Source organism: Alteromonas sp. IB21 (assembly GCF_016405965.1).
Classification (GTDB): domain Bacteria; phylum Pseudomonadota; class Gammaproteobacteria; order Enterobacterales; family Alteromonadaceae; genus Alteromonas.
The window spans coordinates 12,951-32,468 of the sequence record NZ_JAEFCD010000031.1 but is presented as its reverse complement, the minus strand read 5'-3'; the positions used below and the strand labels follow the sequence as shown (position 1 = coordinate 32,468).

General features: G+C 44.6%; 18 protein-coding genes. 14 read left to right on the top strand and 4 right to left on the bottom strand.

Features of this window, described 5'->3' with window-relative positions; all coding sequences use genetic code 11:
- Window positions 1-68: 68 nt before the first annotated feature.
- On the bottom strand, window positions 69-2,732 hold the full coding sequence (locus tag JC525_RS17230; RefSeq protein WP_198816984.1) for a penicillin-binding protein 1A: 2,664 nt from the start codon (window positions 2,730-2,732) through the stop codon (window positions 69-71).
- A 135-nt stretch (window positions 2,733-2,867) separates the two neighbouring features.
- Between JC525_RS17230 and pilM the strand changes: the two genes are divergently transcribed.
- The 9 genes from pilM to JC525_RS17185 all read left to right on the top strand — a co-directional run bounded on the left by pilM (window position 2,868) and on the right by JC525_RS17185 (window position 12,030).
- A complete protein-coding gene (gene pilM, locus JC525_RS17225; RefSeq protein ID WP_198816983.1) occupies window positions 2,868-3,935 on the top strand; it encodes a type IV pilus assembly protein PilM in 1,068 nt (355 codons plus the stop codon).
- The gene (locus tag JC525_RS17220) at window positions 3,923-4,504 is read left to right on the top strand and encodes a PilN domain-containing protein (protein ID WP_198816981.1); all 582 of its coding nucleotides are present in this window, start codon (window positions 3,923-3,925) and stop codon (window positions 4,502-4,504) included. The genes pilM and JC525_RS17220 overlap by 13 nt, the downstream gene beginning before the upstream one ends.
- On the top strand, window positions 4,504-5,115 hold the full coding sequence (locus tag JC525_RS17215) for a type 4a pilus biogenesis protein PilO (RefSeq protein ID WP_198816979.1): 612 nt from the start codon (window positions 4,504-4,506) through the stop codon (window positions 5,113-5,115). Before JC525_RS17220 ends, JC525_RS17215 begins: the two co-directional genes overlap by 1 nt.
- A complete protein-coding gene (locus tag JC525_RS17210) occupies window positions 5,112-5,639 on the top strand; it encodes a pilus assembly protein PilP (protein WP_198816977.1) in 528 nt (175 codons plus the stop codon). The genes JC525_RS17215 and JC525_RS17210 overlap by 4 nt, the downstream gene beginning before the upstream one ends.
- Before the next feature lie 2 nt (window positions 5,640-5,641).
- A complete protein-coding gene (locus tag JC525_RS17205) occupies window positions 5,642-7,414 on the top strand; it encodes a type IV pilus secretin PilQ (protein ID WP_198816975.1) in 1,773 nt (590 codons plus the stop codon).
- A gap of 271 nt (window positions 7,415-7,685) precedes the next feature.
- Window positions 7,686-8,201: a shikimate kinase AroK gene (aroK, locus tag JC525_RS17200; protein ID WP_105930536.1), complete on the top strand. Its 516-nt coding sequence runs from the start codon at window positions 7,686-7,688 to the stop codon at window positions 8,199-8,201.
- A gap of 30 nt (window positions 8,202-8,231) precedes the next feature.
- A complete protein-coding gene (gene aroB / locus JC525_RS17195) occupies window positions 8,232-9,299 on the top strand; it encodes a 3-dehydroquinate synthase (RefSeq protein WP_198816973.1) in 1,068 nt (355 codons plus the stop codon).
- A gap of 166 nt (window positions 9,300-9,465) precedes the next feature.
- Window positions 9,466-10,923 (top strand): SPOR domain-containing protein, encoded by a 1,458-nt coding sequence (locus JC525_RS17190; RefSeq protein WP_198816971.1) that lies wholly within the window; start codon window positions 9,466-9,468, stop codon window positions 10,921-10,923.
- Between the two features lie 225 nt (window positions 10,924-11,148).
- The gene (locus JC525_RS17185) at window positions 11,149-12,030 is read left to right on the top strand and encodes a Dam family site-specific DNA-(adenine-N6)-methyltransferase (protein ID WP_198816969.1); all 882 of its coding nucleotides are present in this window, start codon (window positions 11,149-11,151) and stop codon (window positions 12,028-12,030) included.
- A gap of 88 nt (window positions 12,031-12,118) precedes the next feature.
- Here JC525_RS17185 and JC525_RS17180 read toward each other — a convergent pair whose 3' ends face one another.
- The 3 genes from JC525_RS17180 to JC525_RS17170 all read right to left on the bottom strand — a co-directional run bounded on the left by JC525_RS17180 (window position 12,119) and on the right by JC525_RS17170 (window position 13,543).
- The gene (locus tag JC525_RS17180) at window positions 12,119-12,319 is read right to left on the bottom strand and encodes a DUF2970 domain-containing protein (RefSeq protein ID WP_198816967.1); all 201 of its coding nucleotides are present in this window, start codon (window positions 12,317-12,319) and stop codon (window positions 12,119-12,121) included.
- A gap of 9 nt (window positions 12,320-12,328) precedes the next feature.
- Window positions 12,329-12,637, bottom strand: a complete 309-nt coding sequence (locus tag JC525_RS17175; protein ID WP_198816965.1) for a hypothetical protein — start codon at window positions 12,635-12,637, stop codon at window positions 12,329-12,331.
- A 171-nt stretch (window positions 12,638-12,808) separates the two neighbouring features.
- Window positions 12,809-13,543 carry a TorF family putative porin gene (locus JC525_RS17170; RefSeq protein WP_198816964.1) on the bottom strand — a complete coding sequence of 245 codons (735 nt, stop codon included), beginning with the start codon at window positions 13,541-13,543 and terminating at the stop codon, window positions 12,809-12,811.
- Window positions 13,544-13,939: 396 nt separating this feature from the next.
- Between JC525_RS17170 and rpe the strand changes: the two genes are divergently transcribed.
- From rpe to JC525_RS17145, 5 genes are all read left to right on the top strand, one after another.
- The gene (gene rpe, locus JC525_RS17165; protein ID WP_198816962.1) at window positions 13,940-14,617 is read left to right on the top strand and encodes a ribulose-phosphate 3-epimerase; all 678 of its coding nucleotides are present in this window, start codon (window positions 13,940-13,942) and stop codon (window positions 14,615-14,617) included.
- A gap of 66 nt (window positions 14,618-14,683) precedes the next feature.
- On the top strand, window positions 14,684-15,691 hold the full coding sequence (gene trpS, locus JC525_RS17160; RefSeq protein ID WP_198816960.1) for a tryptophan--tRNA ligase: 1,008 nt from the start codon (window positions 14,684-14,686) through the stop codon (window positions 15,689-15,691).
- A gap of 98 nt (window positions 15,692-15,789) precedes the next feature.
- On the top strand, window positions 15,790-16,374 hold the full coding sequence (locus tag JC525_RS17155) for an anthranilate synthase component II (protein ID WP_198816958.1): 585 nt from the start codon (window positions 15,790-15,792) through the stop codon (window positions 16,372-16,374).
- A 291-nt stretch (window positions 16,375-16,665) separates the two neighbouring features.
- Entirely contained in the window at window positions 16,666-17,832 is a 1,167-nt protein-coding gene (locus JC525_RS17150) for an HDOD domain-containing protein (protein ID WP_198816956.1), read from the top strand.
- Between the two features lie 462 nt (window positions 17,833-18,294).
- Window positions 18,295-19,503: an aspartate aminotransferase family protein gene (locus tag JC525_RS17145; protein WP_198816954.1), complete on the top strand. Its 1,209-nt coding sequence runs from the start codon at window positions 18,295-18,297 to the stop codon at window positions 19,501-19,503.
- Window positions 19,504-19,518: the final 15 nt, after the last annotated feature.

Here is a 19,518-nt window from a genome sequence, read left to right as displayed (position 1 = left end):
AATGTGTTCAGGCAATTACATCGCTTAAGCGTAAAGAAGCGACACGTCAGCGACGTGTCTTCTTATAATTAGAATATTTCTTCTGGCTCTGGCGCAGTAGCTTCATCCTGCGTGGCTGGATCCAACACCTCATCATCACGAACATAAGTTGTTGGTTCAGTGCCTTGCAGGAAATATTCAAATAGTGTCGTATGGTCTGTCCGTCGGGTCAACTTTCCACTGGTACGATCAATGCGAACCCGCACTATATTTTCTGGTACGGGCATTGGCGTATGCGGTTTACTTTCAAGCGCATATTCCATAAATCTAATCCATGCAGGCTGTGCTGCTTTCGCGCCATCTTCAATACCTATCATGGCATTGCCTATCCAATTAAACTTTTCAGGATCTTTGTTGATAAGGTTTTGGTTGCGGGTTGCACGGCCAAGTTGTCTTCCCATATTGTCAAAGCCTACCCATGCCGTGGCAACAATATCCTTGTGAAAGCCGCTGAACCACGTGTCTCGTGAATCGTTGGTCGTACCCGTTTTACCAGCAATATCAGTACGCTGAAGGATATTACGGGCACGCCACCCGGTTCCCAACCAATAGGTTTTTTTGCTCCAATTACCGTTTGCTCGAACAGCGGTACGCATCATTTCACCGACTAAAAAGGCGTTTTGTGCCGTGATAACTTGAGGTGCTATGACCTTTTCCGTATTTCCACCTTCATCCGAATCACCTAACACTATGTCTTGATTAAGTTCTGCGGCTAACAATGCCTCAATATCGGCTTCCTCGTCTTCTGGCAGAATGTCAGCCTCACTTTGACTTTCACATCGATTGCACGCCCACACCGGATTAGCTTTCCAAAGTTCATCGCCATTTTCATCCAGCACTTTGCTTATAAAGTGTGGATTTACCAGATACCCACCGTTAGCGATAACCGACATACCTCTCACTACCTCTAAAGGTGTGTGCGAGCTGGAACCCAGCGATACGGTTTCATCCAGAGGAATATCATCTTTATTAAAGCCGAAGCGGGTTAAATAATCTGCGGTTTCTCTTAATCCAACGCCACGAAGCAACCTGACCGAGACAACGTTTTTAGATTTGCCAAGGGCTTTGCGCATTCTTATAGGGCCATCGTACTCAGCGGGTGAGTTTTGGGGGCGCCACGCTACGCCCGTAGCCGCATTCCACTGATTAATCGGCGCGTCATTGATGATAGATGCCAATGTGTAACCGCTGTCGATAGCTGCTGAGTACACAAAAGGTTTGATGTTTGAGCCAACTTGGCGTTTCGCTTGCGTCGCTCGGTTAAATTGACTTTGATAGAAGCTATAACCACCAACCACCGCTTCAACCGCGCCGTTTTGTGGGTTAAGTGCGATAAAGGCTCCACTCACTTCGGGTATTTGCGAAATACGCCACTGATCATCTTGCTGCCTTATGTAAATTACCGCGCCTTCCTGGGTGACATCACTGGCTGTTTGCGGGTCGCTCCCTTGCCTGAAATCAGTAATGTAGCGACGGGCCCAATCCAGACCGCCCCACTCTACCGTCCGTACTTTCTCATCAACCGACAACACTTCTATTGATTGTTCGTTGACCTTTGTTACTACAGAGGGAATAAGAGGCTTGATATGGGGAATCTCCGCTAGCACTTGCAGCATCGACGCCTTATCCCATTCGTCCCTTGAGGTTTTATTACTGACATCGAAAGTCAATGACAATTGAGGAATAACATCATCTTTACTTTCTGACTTAGGAATATTCCACAAATATCCGAGAGCGCCCTTATAGCCGTGACGTTCATCATAATCATGAAGATTTCTCACCACCGCCCTTTGAGCGGCAAGCTGCATATCTGACGTCGCCGTTGCAAACACTTGGTAGCCGCCAGTTTCAGCTTCTTCCTTACCATAGATTTCCACCATTTCGTTATAAATGGTGTCCGCAAGATATGGCGCATCCACTTCAATCTCTGCGCCGTGTTTTTTGGCGGTAACAGGAGCGCTTGCAGCCTCGTCGAATTGGGCCTTTGTGATGTAATTTTCGTCAAGCATTCGAAGCAATACAACTCGACGGCGCTCAACGGAGCGTACTGGGCTGCTAACTGGATTTAACACTGAGGGGGCTTTGGGAAGACCAGCAATGGTTGCAATTTGTGCCAACGTGAGCTCGTTAAGCTCTTTGCCATAATAAACTTGAGCTGCCGCACCGAAACCAAACGCCCTGTGGCCTAACTCAATTTTGTTAAGGTACAGCTCCAAGATTTCCTGCTTTGACAGTTCTTGTTCCATATGAAGCGCGATAAAAATTTCTTTTATCTTTCTCACATAGGTTTTTTCACGACTTAAAAAGAACCCTCGCGCGAGCTGCATGGTTAGTGTACTTGCCCCCTGACGTTTCTCGCCAGTTAGCACAAGGCTCACCGCCGCGCGGACGATACCAATAGGGTCAATACCATGGTGTTCGTAAAAGCGACTATCCTCGGTAGCAAGTATGGCGTCGATCAATTCTTGCGGAACTTCCTCAAGTTTTACCGGGATCCGCCGTTTAACTCCATACTGCGAAATAAGTTTTCCGTCTTTGGTGTATATCTGCATGGGTGTTTGCAGCCGTACATCCTTAAGTACAGTAACACTTGGTAGGTCAGGTTTGATATAAAAGTAAATACCTACCAGCGCAGCGAAACCAAGAAGGCCTGATAGAAAACTAAATAGAATAAATGGTTTGATGTACTTCACTGTAACGGATACCAAGACATTTTGTTGAAATGACGTATATTTATACGTATGTGCTTACATTAGAACCATACGCATTATACTAATAGAGTAACATTGTACTTTAGAGCAACTACCTTTGAAACTGGACACTTACACATGAAATCGCTGTTCAAAAAAAAGCTGCCGCCCATTGTGGGCTTAGACATAGGCACGCGTCAAATAAAAGCGGTGTGGCTAGAGCAATCAAAAGACGGATTCATCCTTCAAGGGTATGCCTGTGAACCGATAAGTAAGATCGCGTTTTCTGAAAGAGATATTAAAGACTATGAGTCTGTCAGTATCGCGCTAAAAAAGATTCGTAAATCTCTTAAAACGAAAATAAAGCTCGCCAATGTCGCCGTAGCGGGTACTTCAGTTATAAGCAAAATCGTTTATATGGATCCCGAGCAAAACGACTACGACTTAGAAAATCAAATTGAAATAGAAGCAGATAGCCTAATTCCCTACCCGCTCGAAGAAGTGTATTTGGACTTTGAAGAAATGGGGCCCAGTGCTACCCATACAGGCAAAGTAAATGTGCTTTTGACGGCCGCTCACAAAGATTTGGTTGATAGCAGATTACTATTAGCCAGAGAAGCCAACTTTGAGCCGAAAATTGTCGACATGGAAAATTTTGCCATTGGCAACGCCCTAGACTTTTTTTATACAAACCACGAAGAAGACACCCCTCTTTGCTGTGTTAATGTTGGCGCGTCGCTGCTTCAAATATGCGTTGTTAAAAATGGCGACGTTATCTATACAAAAGAGCACGCTTTTGGCCTTAACCATTTAATCAACGATATCAGTGCTATTCACATGGTTGAGCGGGAAAGCGCAGAGAGACAGCTTCTTGATGGCACGCTTTCTGGCAATTGGGTAGAAGATACATTACCTATATTCGCTGCAAACCTTCAGCAAAATATTAATCGTGCGATACAAATGTATATGAGTACGCTGCATGCAGATCGCCCCACGAAAATATTGTTCTGCGGTGGCGCAGCTACCATAGCGCCTCTTGTCGATATTTTAAAACAAGACCTAGGGCTTGATGTAAATTGCTTTAATCCCTTTAGCAATATAACAATTAACCCTAAACTTGACATTACAAGACTTAACAAAATAGCGCCTCAACTTGCCATTGCCGCAGGATTGGCGAGCCGGAGCTTTACGCCATGGCACATGTAAATTTATTGCCCTGGCGTGAAAAGCAGCGTCAGCATCAAAAACAACAATATCTCGCCGGCTTGGTGGCCGTTGCCGCCATTGTAGGCCTCATTTTTTGGTTTATAGGTCAAGCTATTGACCAACAAATTAATAATCAAAACTCGCGGAATCAATTTCTTGAACGAGAAATAGCTATCCTCGATGCGCAAATTGGCGAGATAAAAACAGTAAAAGAAAGAAAGAGTGCCGTTGAACAACGGATGGCGTTAATCGAACAACTTCAGGCCAGTCGGAATATTGCGCCGATTGTTTTCGATGAGCTTGCCAAGTTGGTTCCGCCTGGCGTTGCTTTTGAGACAATGACGCGGAGTAATAATCGCATAGAGATAGAAGGAATTAGCGATTCTAATAACCGCCTTTCTGACTTCATGCGCGCGCTAGACAATTCGAAAGTATTTGTTTCTGCAGAGCTTTCTACGATTAAGTCTGACAGCAGTGCCGCCAGAGCCATCAGCAATTTCACGCTTACTTTTTCAATAAATCCGAATGTCGCTCCTGTAGAGCTTGAAGTGAGTGAGGCACAGAAATAATGAAGTTTGATGTTTCAAAGCTAAAAGAACTCAATGAGCTCGATTTCGAACAGATAGCCATATGGCCAAACGAAGTCCGTATCGTTGTAGCAGCTTTCCTCGCTATTTTAGTTGGCGCCTTAAGCTATTACATGTTAGTCAGTCCAAAGCTGCCAATAAAAGACGCAGTGGAATTAAAAGAGCAAGAGCTAAAGCTTCAGTTTGAAGCAAAATATCGTATTGCGGCTAATTTAGATGCCTATGAAGCGCAGCTGAAACAGATTAGAGAAGACTTTTCCTCAATGCTGAAAAGTCTACCTACCAGTAACGAGACCCCTGGATTGCTAGACGACATTACCTATGTAGGCACTGCTTCAGGCCTTACATTTGAGCTGTTAAACTGGCAGCAAGAAGTGCCAAAAGAATTCTACACTGAACTTCCTATCGAAATGGAAGTGAGCGGCGGTTATCATAATTTTGGCGAATTTGTTTCGAAGGTAGCCGATTTACCTCGAATTGTGACCCTTCACGACTTCGAAATTAAGCGTCAGGCCAATACCTTGTCGCTCAAGTTACAGGCTAAAACCTATCGCTCTGAAAGTGCATCAGAACTTGAAGGAGACGAAAAATGATCCGTTCGTTTTTATCTCTGATTGTTTTATTGTTAATAGCAGGTTGCTCGCCTAAACTTGATGACTTGCAAGCTTACACGCAAAGCGTAAAGGAGCGCGCTCAGCCGCAGATTGAGCCCTATCCAGAATTTAAAAGCCACCCTCCTTTTAATTATTCATCGAGCGAGCTACGTAGCCCCTTTGACCGCCTACGCAACGAGACCGCACCAGTGAAAACGTCACGGGTTGAGAATTGTTTGCAACCTGACTTTCAGCGTCGTAAAGAAGCACTGGAAGCTTACGGCGTAGATGCTTTAGCGCTCTCCGGTAATTTCGTAGTTAAAGATGAAAAGTGGGCACTTTTAAAAAGTAATGATGGCGTTTTACATAAAGCTAAAGTAGGGAGTCGTATCGGCTTGTTTTATGGCAAAATTATACAAATCGGCGCCGACTCGATTACTATTGAACAATTATTACCTGATGGTGCAGGCTGCTGGCAAAGGAAAACAACAACAATGACTACAGCATCGAAGGCGGGAGAGTAAGCATGGCCGAACGATACATATTCAATAAGTCTCTGAATCGTAGAGCGCCGAAATGGTACTGGCTAGCTTTCTTGGCAACAGCAGTGTTCTCACTGACTGTATTTATCTCGCCAGTCAAAGCGCAAGAGCCCCTTTTGGTAGACCCAAGCAATAGGGGCAACACTTCAACATTCAATACCACCATCACGAATGTCGACTTTACCCAAACTGCAGGTGATACGGCGGTAACGGTCGTAAATTTTGAAGGCCAAACACCAAAAATACAGCTTATAGAGTCGCAGGGTAAAGTATCGCTAACCCTTCCTGATACAGCGCTGGGCGAAGACCAGTTGTTAGAGCTTAATGTCGCAGACTTTGGCACCATGGTTACTACTATAGAAACATTCGAAGATAAGAATGGAGCCCGATTAGAAATCAACTATACCGGTCAGGTGACGGTAAGAAATACAGTGAAAGAGGGCGTGCTACGCGTTGCCATTTCTCCAATGGATAGCGCACAGCAAGAAGCGCTTGAGGCAGAAAAAGTATACACGGGCGATCCTATCTCTCTCGATTTTCAAGATGTTCCGGTAAGGCAAGTTCTACAGATCATTGCTCAGGTAAATGGCTTTAATCTTGTGACCACGGATACTGTGTCGGGGAATGTCACTATAAGTTTATCAGGTGTTCCCTGGGATCAAGCCTTAGACATGATTTTGCGCGTAAAAGGGCTAGATAAACGTCTAGAAGGCAACATTTTGTTGATCGCCCCAGCAGAAGAACTTGCCGCCCGGGAAACCCAAGCCCTTCAATCGAAAAAACAAGTGTCTGACCTTGCGCCACTTCACACTGTAAACATATCAGTTAATTACGCCAAAGCAGCAGCACTTGCTACTATTTTAAAGTCTACCGAGGGCGGTATTCTGTCTGAAAGAGGTGGTGTAACAGTAGACGAGCGTACTAACACCTTGCTTATTCGTGACACGCTCGCTTCCATTGATGAAGCAAGAAAAATGATTAAAGCGCTAGATATTCCGGTTAAACAAGTGCTTATTGAAAGCCGCATGGTAACGGTGTTAGACGACGTTGACGAGCAGCTTGGTGTGCGCTGGGGTTTCAGTGACCGTCAAGATGACAACGGTGTATCTGGAAGCATTGAAGGCGCTGATACTATTGCTGGCGGCGTAGTACCAAGCATTGATAATCGCCTTAATGTGAACCTTCCTGTAAGCAGTGCTGCTGGTAGTATCGGTTTCCAAATTGCCAGTTTGGTTGATGGCACTATACTCGATCTAGAGCTTTCAGCGTTGGAGTCGGAAAACAAAGGTGAAATCATTGCAAGCCCGCGTATAACGGTCGCAAACCAGCATGAAGCTTATATTGAGCAAGGTACCGAAATACCTTATGTTCAAGCGACATCAAGTGGCGCCACCTCAGTAGAGTTTAAAAAGGCGGTATTATCACTGAAAGTAACGCCTCACATTACTCCTGATAATCGCATCATTCTTGACTTGGTTGTTACCCAAGATACGCGCGGTGAAACTGTTTCAACGTCTACGGGTGACGCTGTTGCAATTGATACTCAAGAAATCAAAACGCAGGTGTTAGTTGAAAATGGCGAGACCATTGTACTGGGCGGCATTTTCCAACAAACCAGTTCTGACGGCGTGTCGAAAGTTCCCCTATTTGGCGACCTACCGCTTGTGGGTGCACTTTTTAGAAATTCATCACAGTTACAGCAAAAACGAGAGCTTCTTATCTTCGTTACGCCCAAAATTGTAACCGAAAGACCGTAGCGACTGTATTTACAGATACGAAAATGCGCTTCTATAAGCGCATTTTTTTATTTTAAGGTCTTTTTTGTCACTAAATTTACAGGTATACACTATTTGTTGGTAACAAAACTTGCAACGCCTTGCATGAAACTGAGATAATCCCCGCCTCGAAATTTAAGCGAGGTTTAAGGAGTGGTGCTTATTGGACACTAAATAGGCACGAGTCAATGGGTAGGCTGGTAAGGCAACAGTGCACTGCCCCTAACATGATTAAGTTGTGATATAAGCAAATATGGCTGAAAAACGTAATATCTTTTTAGTTGGCCCAATGGGTGCTGGCAAAAGTACCATCGGTAGACATCTAGCAGACGAACTTCACCTAGACTTTTTTGATTCTGATCAGGAAATCGAGCGCCGCACTGGTGCTGATATCGCTTGGATCTTTGATCTTGAAGGCGAAGACGGCTTTCGTGTACGCGAAGAGAACGTCATTAATGATTTGACAGACAAGCAAGGTATCGTACTTGCCACAGGTGGCGGTTCTATTGTTACTAAAGCTGTGCGCAATCGTTTATCTGCCCGTGGTATTGTTGTTTACTTACAAACGACGATCGATAAGCAAGTTGCCCGTACACAACGCGACAAACGTCGCCCTTTGCTGCAAAACGAAGATCCAGAACAAGTACTTCGCGATCTTGCAGAAATGCGCAACCCGCTTTACGAAGAAGTCGCTGATTACATTGTTGATACAGACGACCAAAGCGCACGTGCTGTAGCAAATCAAATTATCAGTAAAATTGGTTTATAAAATAAATAGGTAATAGGAGGTGCTACGCCAATGTCAACCTTAACTGTGGAACTTGGAGAACGTAGCTATCCTATACAGATAGAGGCTGGGCTGCTCTCGCAACCCGGCCTTTTTAGTGCCTATATCAAAGGCCCACTCGCCGTTATTGTAACAAACGAAACCGTTGCCCCTCTTTATCTAGAAATCGCAAAAGCCGCGTGTGGCGACGTTCGTGTTGAAACCATAATCTTGCCTGACGGCGAGCAATATAAGAATTTAGAACAATTCGAAGTGGTCATGACCCGCCTTCTTGAGCTTAATGCAGCGAGAGATACCACGCTAATTGCACTTGGTGGTGGTGTAATAGGTGACCTTACCGGCTTCGTCGCGGCGACATATCAGCGTGGCGTGCCTTTTATTCAGGTGCCTACTACCCTGCTTTCTCAAGTAGACTCATCGGTGGGTGGAAAAACGGCGGTTAATCACCCGCTTGGTAAGAACATGATTGGTGCGTTTTACCAACCCGTTTACGTTGCTATCGATACTGATTCTCTAGCTACCTTACCTCCTAGAGAGTTTGCAGCAGGCATGGCAGAAGTCATCAAATACGGCATTATTTATGACGCCCCGTTTTTTGAGTGGCTTGAAAGTAATGTCGAAGCACTGACCTCACTCGATACCCGGATACTTACCAAAGCCATTTCTCGCTGCTGTGAAATTAAAGCGGACGTGGTTGCAAAGGATGAGCGCGAGGGCGGTTTGCGTGCCATTCTCAACCTTGGTCATACATTTGGTCACGCTATCGAGGCTGAGCAAGGCTATGGAAACTGGCTGCACGGTGAAGCAGTAGCCGCTGGTACTATACTTGCTTGTAAAGCAGCAGAAGGTTTATCGTGGTTTACGGCGTCAGAAACACGTCGTGTGTACGCATTATTTGAAGCGTTTGCTTTGCCCGTTGCAGGGCCTAGCAATATGACGAGAGATGACTACCTTAAACATATGAAGCGCGATAAAAAAGTGGAAGCGGGCAGCATTCGATTTGTACTTCCTCAGGGGATTGGCAAAGCGGTTGTGACTAAGGATGTTACCGACGACATTCTATCCGACATCCTGTCCTAATTTACGCTATCGCGAAACGCTAACAGCGAACATTAAGGTTACACTGCTGATAAGTGACTTGGGCTTTTATAGAAGCCTGAGTTATTGCTTCTAGCATTCTTTGGGTAGATGTAACATCCGGTCTCGCTGTGAGTTGGATAGTAACGGTTAATAAGGGCAAACTCCCGTGCAAAGCGAACTGCATGATCGTTTGGAATACTTGGTCAATTACTCTTCTCAGCTGATTTTTGTCAGCGGAGAGTCTATTGCTCAACAACAGAAAACCCTCGAAGCCTTTGTTTTTCAACAGCACGATGATACCGAAATTGCGTATCTAACCGCGCAAGACAATATGGAGCCGTCAGATTACCGAAGGCAACTCTGCAGGCAACTGTTGGGGCAAGTCGTGGGCAGTTTTGTCAGGCCGCTAAACGAACTACTTTCAGACCTAAATAGTCATGAGGGACCTATTCTTATAGCGATAACGCAAGCGCATAACCTTCCTGACGCTCTACTTCAAGAATTATGGGACCTGGTACTGCAAAGTCGTTTTGCTGGAAATAAACAGCATTTGAACGTGCTTCTGTTTGCTAACAACGATTGGGCAGAGCGCGCTAAGCAATGGCTTCCTGCTAAAAACACCGAAACGCCACTTATCATCAGCAGCCAGTCGGTAATGAGTGAACAGCCAAACTTTGCCTCAGACCTAGACAAAATGATTGCTTCACGCCGTGAAGCGTTTCAAGCACATCTGGAAAACAGACAACGTGAGAACACGCAAACCTTTAGCAACCCTCTAAAAACCACTTGGTTTTATGCGGCGGTGGCTTGTGTATTTCTTATCACGTTCTCTGGTTTAGTTTATTGGCAGTACGGTAATAAATTGGCGACCCTGTTCTCCCCTATTGAGCAGCAAAGCCAAGAATTTCAGACACCTCAGGTTCAACCAGGCTCAGCCTACAGCACGTTATTGAGCGACGAAAATTCAAATATTGACGATTCACAACGCGGCGACCGTCAACACCTAGATGAAATCGCCAGTGCAGCAGCCAACGTTGAACTGGTGGTTGCATCTAACGAAAGTGAAGATACACAAGCAGAGACGACTGACGGCAATGCGCTTGTGACCGCTTGGAACGATGCGGTATCTTCGCTTCCACCAAGTACAAAAACGTCAAAGCAGCAAGGCACCACCCCAGATACAACCGATGAAGATAATTCTGGGGAAAGTTTGAGCAACCAAGGTAGTGCGGTTACCAACATTAAAGATGTTGACGCGCCCATCGTAGAGATATCAAAACCTGCTCAGACATCAGATAGCACAACAAATGACAAAGGAGTCGAAGACGCACCTTCAAAAAATGCAGAGTGGATCGCTGAAAATGAGTATGCTATTCAAATGCTAGCCATGAAGGATAAATCTGTACTCAATGCGTTTCTCAGTGAAAATGATTTATTAACCCGCACTCGAATATACAAAACCACGCGCTATGGCGGCGACTGGTTTGTGGTTGTAGACAAACAGGTTTACTCATCTATCTCTCAAGCCCAGCAAGGGCGCGCTGCCTTGCCAGAATACCCTGGTAAGCAGAATGCGTTTGTAAAACGCGGGCGCCAAATCCTTTCAGAAATAAGTAAAAATTAAGGCGTTTACTAACATTATTGCTGGTTATTAGCGCTAAATACGCAAAATTCCATTCTTGCGACACTTGTTGGTTGTCCGTTTTACTGATGAAAGTTACAATCTATCTTTAGCGTGGTGATATCTGATACTGATCAGCATAAAAGTATAAAGACGACCCTTTCCCTTGGAACGGCGGCGCAAGGAAAAACCACCGTCTTCATTCCGTCTAGGTAGTAACGTTTAAGCATGATGCAGAAAAAAAACCGGGCTTTTTTAAAATGGGCCGGTGGCAAATACAGCTTGGTTGAGCATATTCAGGCCAGATTACCGCTCGCTGACAAACTTATTGAACCGTTTGTTGGCGCAGGCTCTGTGTTTCTTAACACCCAATACAAACGCTATCTGCTAAATGATATTAATCCTGATCTTATCAACTTATACAATTTACTTAAGGCGCAGCCAGACGCGTTAATTAATGACGCCCGCTCTTTCTTTGACGGCAAGCGTAATCAAGAAAAAATGTATTATGCTTTACGTGAAGAATTTAATACCACTGAAGACGAGTATTACCGCGCGATTCTTTTTCTGTATTTGAATCGCCACGGTTACAACGGGCTGTGTCGCTATAGCCTTCAAGGCCGCTTTAATGTGCCTTTTGGTCGATACAAGAAACCTTATTTCCCTGAAGATGAGATGTTTGTATTTTCTGAGAAGTCGCAGAAGGCTATATTTACCTGCTTACCTTTTGAAAAAGTGTTTTCACGGGCGAGGCGAGGCAATGTCATTTATTGTGACCCTCCTTACGCACCGATCAGTAAAACCGCAGCTTTCACCAGTTATGCGGCACGAAGTTTTGGTCAGGAATCACAAGAAAAACTCGCTGAACTTGCCACCCGAGCATCAAAAAAACGCGGTATCCCAGTGTTGATATCTAACCATGACTTGCCGCTCACAAGGGCGTTATATCAAGGTGCTGATTTTAGCATGCTGTCAGTTAAGCGTTCGATAAGTCAAAACGGCGCAAAGCGTCAGCCAGTAGATGAAATATTGGCTTACTTTCCTCCCGCCAACGTGGTAAAGAAGCGCAGTAACCGCAATAAAAAGGCAGAAGTACATCGTTTACCATAACGCAGGTTCTTAAGTGAAAATTTGACTAGGTAGAGCATGCGCAGTGAATAAGAAAATGGTTCATCCACCATTGGCGAAAAGCAAACTACTAATCGCCATAGCCCGTATACCATTTTACGAACATAAACAATGAAACCACAAAAAGTACGACTAAAATGACGCCGATGACGGCAAAACTGATAAAGGTCCCTTTGGTAAAGTCACGTTCATAATTTTTGTGGCTCTGAACCCCAAACAAACTTGCTACCACACTACCTAGAACTGACCAAAACCCAGTGCCAGATTGCATCGTATTACCTTAGGCGTCTTTCGAAGGTGAAGTGAAATCTCGATTACCTTCGTCGTTGTGCAACAACTCAAGTAGATCTAAAAAGTGGAACTGAAAAGAAAAGGATTTTCCTGCTATCCATGAAAACCAGCTGACTTCTTCGACACCCTCTTGGTAACGGGCACACTGATTTTGAACATGGCTTGCGGGTAGCTTTGGATTAAATTCGGTAACCGGTTGAAATTCGCATACCGACGAGTGTGATTTAGGCGCAGTAGTCACTGCAACGCTAGCTAGCGCAACCGCTCCGCATATCGCGAAAAATGGGAGAACTTTCATCCTCAACACCCCTTACACTCGTTTAAAATTTAGTCTCATTATAGACAAAAGTAGGTTACGAACAAGTTAAAAATGCGTTGCTTTTAAAAAATGAAAGCCTAACGAAATTACATTAGGCTTTTCTACTCAACGTTTTATTAAAGGGCCATCCGATGGCCTCTTCCTTAAATATTAAAGCTCGAAATCTACTGAATAACCTACAGTGAATTTCAACTCGTCGTTATCTAGTGCGTCAGCACCACCATCATCTAGGTTAGTGCCAGTCACAGCAAAGCTAAAACCATCTTTTGCAATGGTTACGCCGTAATCGGCATAGCTATCGGTACCGTCGCCAAAGTTAAACGCATCAACAAAATCACCGCTGTGATAACCAGCGTGCAGAGTCAACTCAGTACCGTTCAAAATTTCTGTAGTATAGTCAAGAGATGCGTAGTAAGCCTGGCCAAAGCCAAAATCTTGACCTTCTGCTTCGTCAGCTTCGGTGTGCGCTAATAAGTAAACGGTTACGCTCACACCACCCATGCCTACTGAGCCGTAGATTTCTGCAAAATCAAATTCCGCTTCCGCGTCATAGTTGTAGTATAGGTAACCGAAGTCGTAAGCAATACCATCAGACTCGCCTGAGAAACCAAAGTATACGTCATGCTCGTATGAGTAAATATCATCTGATGCATAACTTACGTTCGACGCCCATGTACCTGCATAAAAACCACTTTCGTGCGCATAGTCGATACCGCCTTGAACAGCCGCTTCGTTTACAGTTTGTGTTAGACCACGCCAAATGTAGTTGCTGGTTGCGCCAGCATTAGCAGTAAATTCGCCTTCTGCATAACTAGGCATTGCAGTCAGTAGACACGCTGAAGAAATAGCAGCGGCTAATAAGGTTCTTTTTGTAGATGTTTTCATGTGTGTTCTCCAGTCAAATTCAAACTTGTTGTTATTCGTTTTTTCTGTCTGTGTTTTCTTTTTGAACTGGATAACGCAAAGTTGGTGCCCGTTTATGGTTCAGTGAAAAAAAATATAAATAGACATTCAAGTAATTGATAAATATTTACATTTTAAAGGTTAAGCTATTTTTTTACGCGACTCACTTTGGTTGAAGCAGGGCAAAAATGCACCAACATAACGCGCCCTCACCAAAAAAGAGCATAACAGCAACAGCCACTGTTCAACATAAACCCATGTGAAATTGCGACTCAATTATCCTTTACATAGTAAAGAGGTTCGGTTTTGGGTAAACTTTCGCAACCTAAAGCGCAAGCGGCATTGCATCTTGCTGTTTTTTGATTAAAAGGACGCGTAATGAAACCATTTTTAATTGCCCCATCAATACTATCTGCCGACTTCGCCCGACTGGGAGAGGACGTAGAAAAAGTGTTAGAGGCCGGTGCCGACGTGGTGCATTTCGATGTTATGGATAATCACTATGTGCCAAATCTTACGTTTGGACCGATGATCTGCGAGGCCTTGAGAAAATACGGTATTACCGCACCTATCGATGTACACCTAATGGTTAAACCCGTTGATGATTTAATAGAGAAGTTTGCCGATGCGGGGGCTAGCTATATTAGCTTTCATCCAGAAGCCTCTGAACACATAGACCGATCTTTACAGCTTATCATCGACAAAGGGTGTAAGCCCGGCCTGGTATTTAACCCAGCCACATCACTGCATTACCTTGACCATGTCATGGACAAGCTACATCACATTCTTATTATGTCGGTTAACCCTGGCTTTGGCGGGCAAAAGTTTATACCCACCACATTAGATAAAGTACGTGCAGTGAAGCAGCGCGTATTAGAAAGCGGTTACGATATTCGAATTGAAATTGACGGGGGCGTAAAAGTCGATAACATTCGCGCTATAGCTGAGGCAGGGGCAGATATGTTTGTAGCTGGCTCGGCCATTTTTTCTCAAGACGATTACAGCGATATTATTACGCAAATGCGCGATGAACTCGCATCGCTTTCTAAAGCATAATTTTTGAAGCCAAACTTTCTAGCGCTTTATTTTAAACAGTATTTAACGTATTACAGGTAAAAAGAAATGAGCAATAAACCCGTTGTATTAAGTGGCTGTCAGCCTTCAGGACAACTTACCCTTGGTAACTATATGGGTGCACTTAAACAGTGGGTTTCCATGCAGGACGATCACGACTGCCTATATATGATTGTAGATTTGCATGCGATTACTGTGAGACAAGATCCAAAACAGCTTGCCGAAGCCTGTTTAGATGGCCTTTCTCTTTATCTTGCCTGTGGCATTGACCCACAAAAGAGTACGCTTTTTTTACAATCCCACGTGCCAGAGCATGCGCAGCTGTCGTGGGTATTAAATTGCTATGCTCAAATGGGTGAGCTAAACCGCATGACCCAGTTTAAAGATAAGTCTGCGAAAAACGAGAACAACATCAACGTAGGCTTATATAGCTACCCTGTATTACAAGCAGCAGACATCTTGCTTTACCAAGCTGACAAAGTACCCGTGGGTGAAGATCAAAAACAGCACCTTGAGTTAACACGCGATATCGCAACACGTGTTAATAACTTGTACGGCGACGTTTTCCGCTTACCTGATCCTTATATTCCAGAGTTTGGCGCACGCATCATGAGCCTGCAAGAACCAGAAAAGAAAATGTCAAAGTCAGACAACAACCCGAATAACTACATTGGCTTGTTAGAAGACCCTAAAAAGCTGGCTAAGAAAATTAAGCGTGCGGTGACCGACTCTGACGAACAGGCCAACATTTACTATAACCCAACAGAAAAACCTGGCGTATCGAACTTGCTTACTCTGCTCTCTCTTGCCACGGGTAAATCTGTAAAAGCGCTTGAACCTGAATATACGGACAAAATGTATGGACACCTAAAAGGTGACGTTGCAGATGCGGTGGTTGCCTTACTCGAACCGATTCAAACCCGCTACGCTGAGATTCGTGCAGATAGAGCGTACCTTGATGATGTTATGCGTCAAGGTGCCGACAAAGCGTCTGCAAGAGCCGCTGAAACCCTAGCGAAAGTTTACAACGCGGTTGGTTTTATTCCTAAGCCATAAGCTGTCTCTAAGCTAAACGTTAATAAGCATGAAGAGTTCCTTGAACTCTTCATGAATATGAATCTCGCACTTTAGATATACCAAGGATTAGCGCTGCTGTGTTGCTGTTAATTGATAACTTCGATTCGTTTACCCATAACCTCGCTCGTTATTTTACAGAGCTTGGTGCTGATGTCGAAGTGGTGCGAAACAACGCCCTTAGCATTGAAGACATCTCGCGCGTAGCGCCTTGTCAGCTTGTTATCTCCCCTGGCCCATGCACACCTAACGAGGCTGGTATCAGCCTAGCTGCAATCGAACATTTTGCCGGTAAGATACCTATTCTTGGTGTTTGCTTAGGTCACCAAGCCATTGGCCAAGTATTTGGCGCTCACGTGGTAGGCGCACAAGAAATTAAGCATGGGAAAGTATCTACGTTAATGCATAACAATACCGGTCTATTTGAAGGTTTGCCTGAAACGTTCAACGTAACACGCTACCATTCGTTGGTGTTAGAACCCGCATCGGTACCGACCTCACTTCGTGTTGATGCATGGTGTGAAACCGCCCACGGCGCTAGAGAAATCATGGCAGTTTCTCATAAGTATCATCCTATTTGGGGCGTACAATATCACCCCGAGTCTTTACTCACCGAACACGGTCACAGTGTATTAAATGCGTTTTTACAGTTCAAAACGTCTTAAGAAAATTTCAATGAAGCCGATACGCTTTCATAGTGTGAAAGGTTACGCTTGAAGGCCGGTAAAACTCGCAATTCACTGATTTTTCGTTTAACTTTCTTAAATCTGTTTAGTACTGACAGTATATTTAAACAAAACGTTTAAACGTAAATACATTATCAGCGATTACTACAGACCCTATCGCCTTTTAAGAAAACCATTATTTAACGTCTTGCTATTGCGAGAACGATAAGGTCTCTGATGTACGATAATATTGCCGTTCACCAAAAAGTTACGAGCAGGAGAGCTTTTACAATGACAATGGGGGCAACGTCATCGCCCACGATAGATGATCGTTTCGAAAATTTGCTCATATCGCCCGAACGGGTGTTTGAAATGCTAGGAAAGCGTCGAGTGGGTGAAGTAACTTTCGAGCAGTCTGAACAAGGGGATGCGCGCAGATTACTTTTAAACGTTGAAAAAATTGCGATTGAAAATAAACGTCTGCAAGAAAAAACGGAAGCGTCCTACCTAGAATCCGTTAGCCACCAGCTTCATGAAGTATTACTCGATGAACTGACCGAGCAATTGAACGCGACCGATGAGCTGGTTCATACCGTTCTTAATTTACCGGAAAACATCGGTGAACTGCTTGACGCCCTCTCTGTCAAAGCATGCACGGTATCCAAATTAGAACCCATAGCAGCCACTATGCCATGGCTTTACGATGAACTTATCGACATTGTGAACACGCCTCAGTTCAGACGCAAAGACTCACGCGGTCGCATCATTATCGTTGAAACGCTACGCACTGCACTCAGCTTTTTAGGCATAGAAAACCTGCGCACGTTAATTCCTTCGCTTATATTGAAACGCGCAATGCCGCAAATTACCGATCCGCATCCGCTTATCAAACAAAAGCTGACCCAATACGCCACGGGTGTTGCCCTTACGGCAAAGCAGATAGCCAAGTTGAGTGAAGGCAGCAGAAATGAAGCCTACACGTTAGGCGTATTGAGCAACTTAGGCCGCTGTGCGGTTACGCGGCTTTATTTCAAACTATTTGATAAAATTCAACTTCACCTACTACAAGAATGTCAAAAAGATAAAGAGCAAAAAAGGCACGAGGCCTTACTTAAAATAGGCCCCTCAGCCAATCATCTCATTGCTATGCAACAAGAATTTGCGGATGCGGTGAGTGCTGATATATTGGAGTGGATGCAGTTAAAACGATTGCCAATCGCCTCTTCCATGCGCGCATGCGCAAGTAAAACGCCCGCGGAGCGGGGGACGCTTTGTAAAGCGTTATATCAATCGCGAACGTACACGCAAATAAGAATGTTGCACCAGCTTAAGCTGGTAGAAATGAAAGACGTTAAGCCGCTTTTCAACGAGCAAAAATTCCCCAGTGGCGCGCTTGAAAAGCTCAAATCAATAGATATTTTCACCCTGCCATTGGTTAAAAACGAAGAAAATCATTAAAATTTTAGTGGATATTCATGCAGTCTTTATGCAACTAGGTGCCCAGTTATCCCTTTTAAAATAGAAATACGCGTTTTCTTATACTATCGCCTGCTCGAGGCTAGTTGATTCGATTGGTCATGGGTCGCCCACGCCTTTGATTTGCCTACTCAACAGCCCATAAAACCCCACATGCCATGCTTGTCATGCGCTAATTCGCGATTATTACTAAATGATATAGCCCAGCAGTTAATAGTTATTCACTTTTCCTGCAAATTGAGCCACAGTCCTTATAAATAAAGGGCTGCAGCCTTTTTGAAAGAAGACAAATGTTAAAAGAAATGGCATACTGTAAACCAAATCCGATTAGTTTTTATGCGCTGAAACAATGTGTCGTGAAGGAGAGTAGGTCGACATTATCGACCACTTTTGACGAGCACACCCACATAGTGTGATTTAGCGCCCAATGCAGAGGTAACAAAGATGAACGTAACTCGCGCTACATTTGATGATGTAATGGTCCCTAACTATAGCCCAGCAGATATGGTTCCTGTTCGCGGTGAAGGTTCTCGAGTATGGGACCAAGATGGAGCTGAGTACATCGACTTTGCAGGCGGTATTGCAGTAAACGTTTTAGGTCACTGCCACCCTGAGCTAGTTAAAGCGCTTAACGAACAAGGCAGCAAGCTTTGGCATTTGAGTAACGTATTCACCAATGAGCCAGCGCTTCGCCTAGCCAAAAAGCTAAACGACGCCACCTTTTCTGACAAAGTTTATTTTGCTAATTCAGGCGCAGAAGCCAACGAAGCAGCATTAAAACTAGCCCGTCGTTGGGCACTTGATAAGCACGGTGAAGACAAGAACCAAATCATTGCGTTTAACAAAGGTTTTCACGGCCGTACTTTCTTTACCGTAACAGTAGGTGGTCAAGCCGCTTACTCTGACGGCTTTGGCCCTAAACCTGGCGCCGTTGATCACTGTGACTATAACGATCTTGCTGCCTTTGAAGCACTTATCTCTGACAAAACCTGTGCAGTGATGATGGAGCCTCTTCAAGGCGAAGGTGGAATTATTCCACCTGATGTAGATTTCGTAAAAGGCGTACGTGAACTTTGCGACAAGCATAATGCTCTGCTTATTTTTGATGAAGTTCAGTCAGGCGTAGGGCGTACTGGTCACCTTTACGCGTACATGGGTCTTGGCGTAACCCCGGATATCTTAACAACAGCGAAATCTCTTGGTGGCGGTTTCCCAATTGGTGCCATGCTTACCACCACTGAGATTGCGGCACACCTTAAGCCTGGTACGCACGGCAGTACCTATGGTGGTAACCCACTGGCATGTGCGGTAGCAGAAAAAGCGCTAGATATAATTAATCAGCCTGAAGTACTACAAGGAGTGCTTAAAAAAGAAGCGCTTTTCCGCGAGCTATTAGGTGCGATTAACGAGAAGTACAACGTATTTGAGGAAATTCGTGGTCAAGGCATGCTGCTTGGTTGCGCGCTAAATGAAAAATATCAAGGTCGTGCCCGTGACTTCATGATGGCAGCGACAAAAGAACATCTTATGTGTCTGATAGCCGGTATGAACGTAATTCGTTTTGCGCCTTCACTCATCATCCCTGATGAAGACATTAAAGAAGGTCTTGCACGTTTTGAGCGCGCCGTTGCCGCCGTTGTAAACGCCGAATAATTACAACACGAGTAG

Excerpts from the sequence above, each read along its gene's own strand:
- pilM (WP_198816983.1), top strand. The coding sequence starts at position 2,868 with ATGAAATCGCTGTTCAAAAAAAAGCTGCCGCCCATTGTGGGCTTAGAC.
- JC525_RS17220 (WP_198816981.1), top strand. The coding sequence starts at position 3,923 with ATGGCACATGTAAATTTATTGCCCTGGCGTGAAAAGCAGCGTCAGCAT.
- JC525_RS17215 (WP_198816979.1), top strand. The coding sequence starts at position 4,504 with ATGAAGTTTGATGTTTCAAAGCTAAAAGAACTCAATGAGCTCGATTTC.
- JC525_RS17210 (WP_198816977.1), top strand. The coding sequence starts at position 5,112 with ATGATCCGTTCGTTTTTATCTCTGATTGTTTTATTGTTAATAGCAGGT.
- JC525_RS17205 (WP_198816975.1), top strand. The coding sequence starts at position 5,642 with ATGGCCGAACGATACATATTCAATAAGTCTCTGAATCGTAGAGCGCCG.
- aroK (WP_105930536.1), top strand. The coding sequence starts at position 7,686 with ATGGCTGAAAAACGTAATATCTTTTTAGTTGGCCCAATGGGTGCTGGC.
- aroB (WP_198816973.1), top strand. The coding sequence starts at position 8,232 with ATGTCAACCTTAACTGTGGAACTTGGAGAACGTAGCTATCCTATACAG.
- JC525_RS17185 (WP_198816969.1), top strand. The coding sequence starts at position 11,149 with ATGATGCAGAAAAAAAACCGGGCTTTTTTAAAATGGGCCGGTGGCAAA.
- JC525_RS17180 (WP_198816967.1), bottom strand. The coding sequence starts at position 12,319 with ATGCAATCTGGCACTGGGTTTTGGTCAGTTCTAGGTAGTGTGGTAGCA.
- JC525_RS17175 (WP_198816965.1), bottom strand. The coding sequence starts at position 12,637 with ATGAAAGTTCTCCCATTTTTCGCGATATGCGGAGCGGTTGCGCTAGCT.
- JC525_RS17170 (WP_198816964.1), bottom strand. The coding sequence starts at position 13,543 with ATGAAAACATCTACAAAAAGAACCTTATTAGCCGCTGCTATTTCTTCA.
- rpe (WP_198816962.1), top strand. The coding sequence starts at position 13,940 with ATGAAACCATTTTTAATTGCCCCATCAATACTATCTGCCGACTTCGCC.
- trpS (WP_198816960.1), top strand. The coding sequence starts at position 14,684 with ATGAGCAATAAACCCGTTGTATTAAGTGGCTGTCAGCCTTCAGGACAA.
- JC525_RS17150 (WP_198816956.1), top strand. The coding sequence starts at position 16,666 with ATGACAATGGGGGCAACGTCATCGCCCACGATAGATGATCGTTTCGAA.
- JC525_RS17145 (WP_198816954.1), top strand. The coding sequence starts at position 18,295 with ATGAACGTAACTCGCGCTACATTTGATGATGTAATGGTCCCTAACTAT.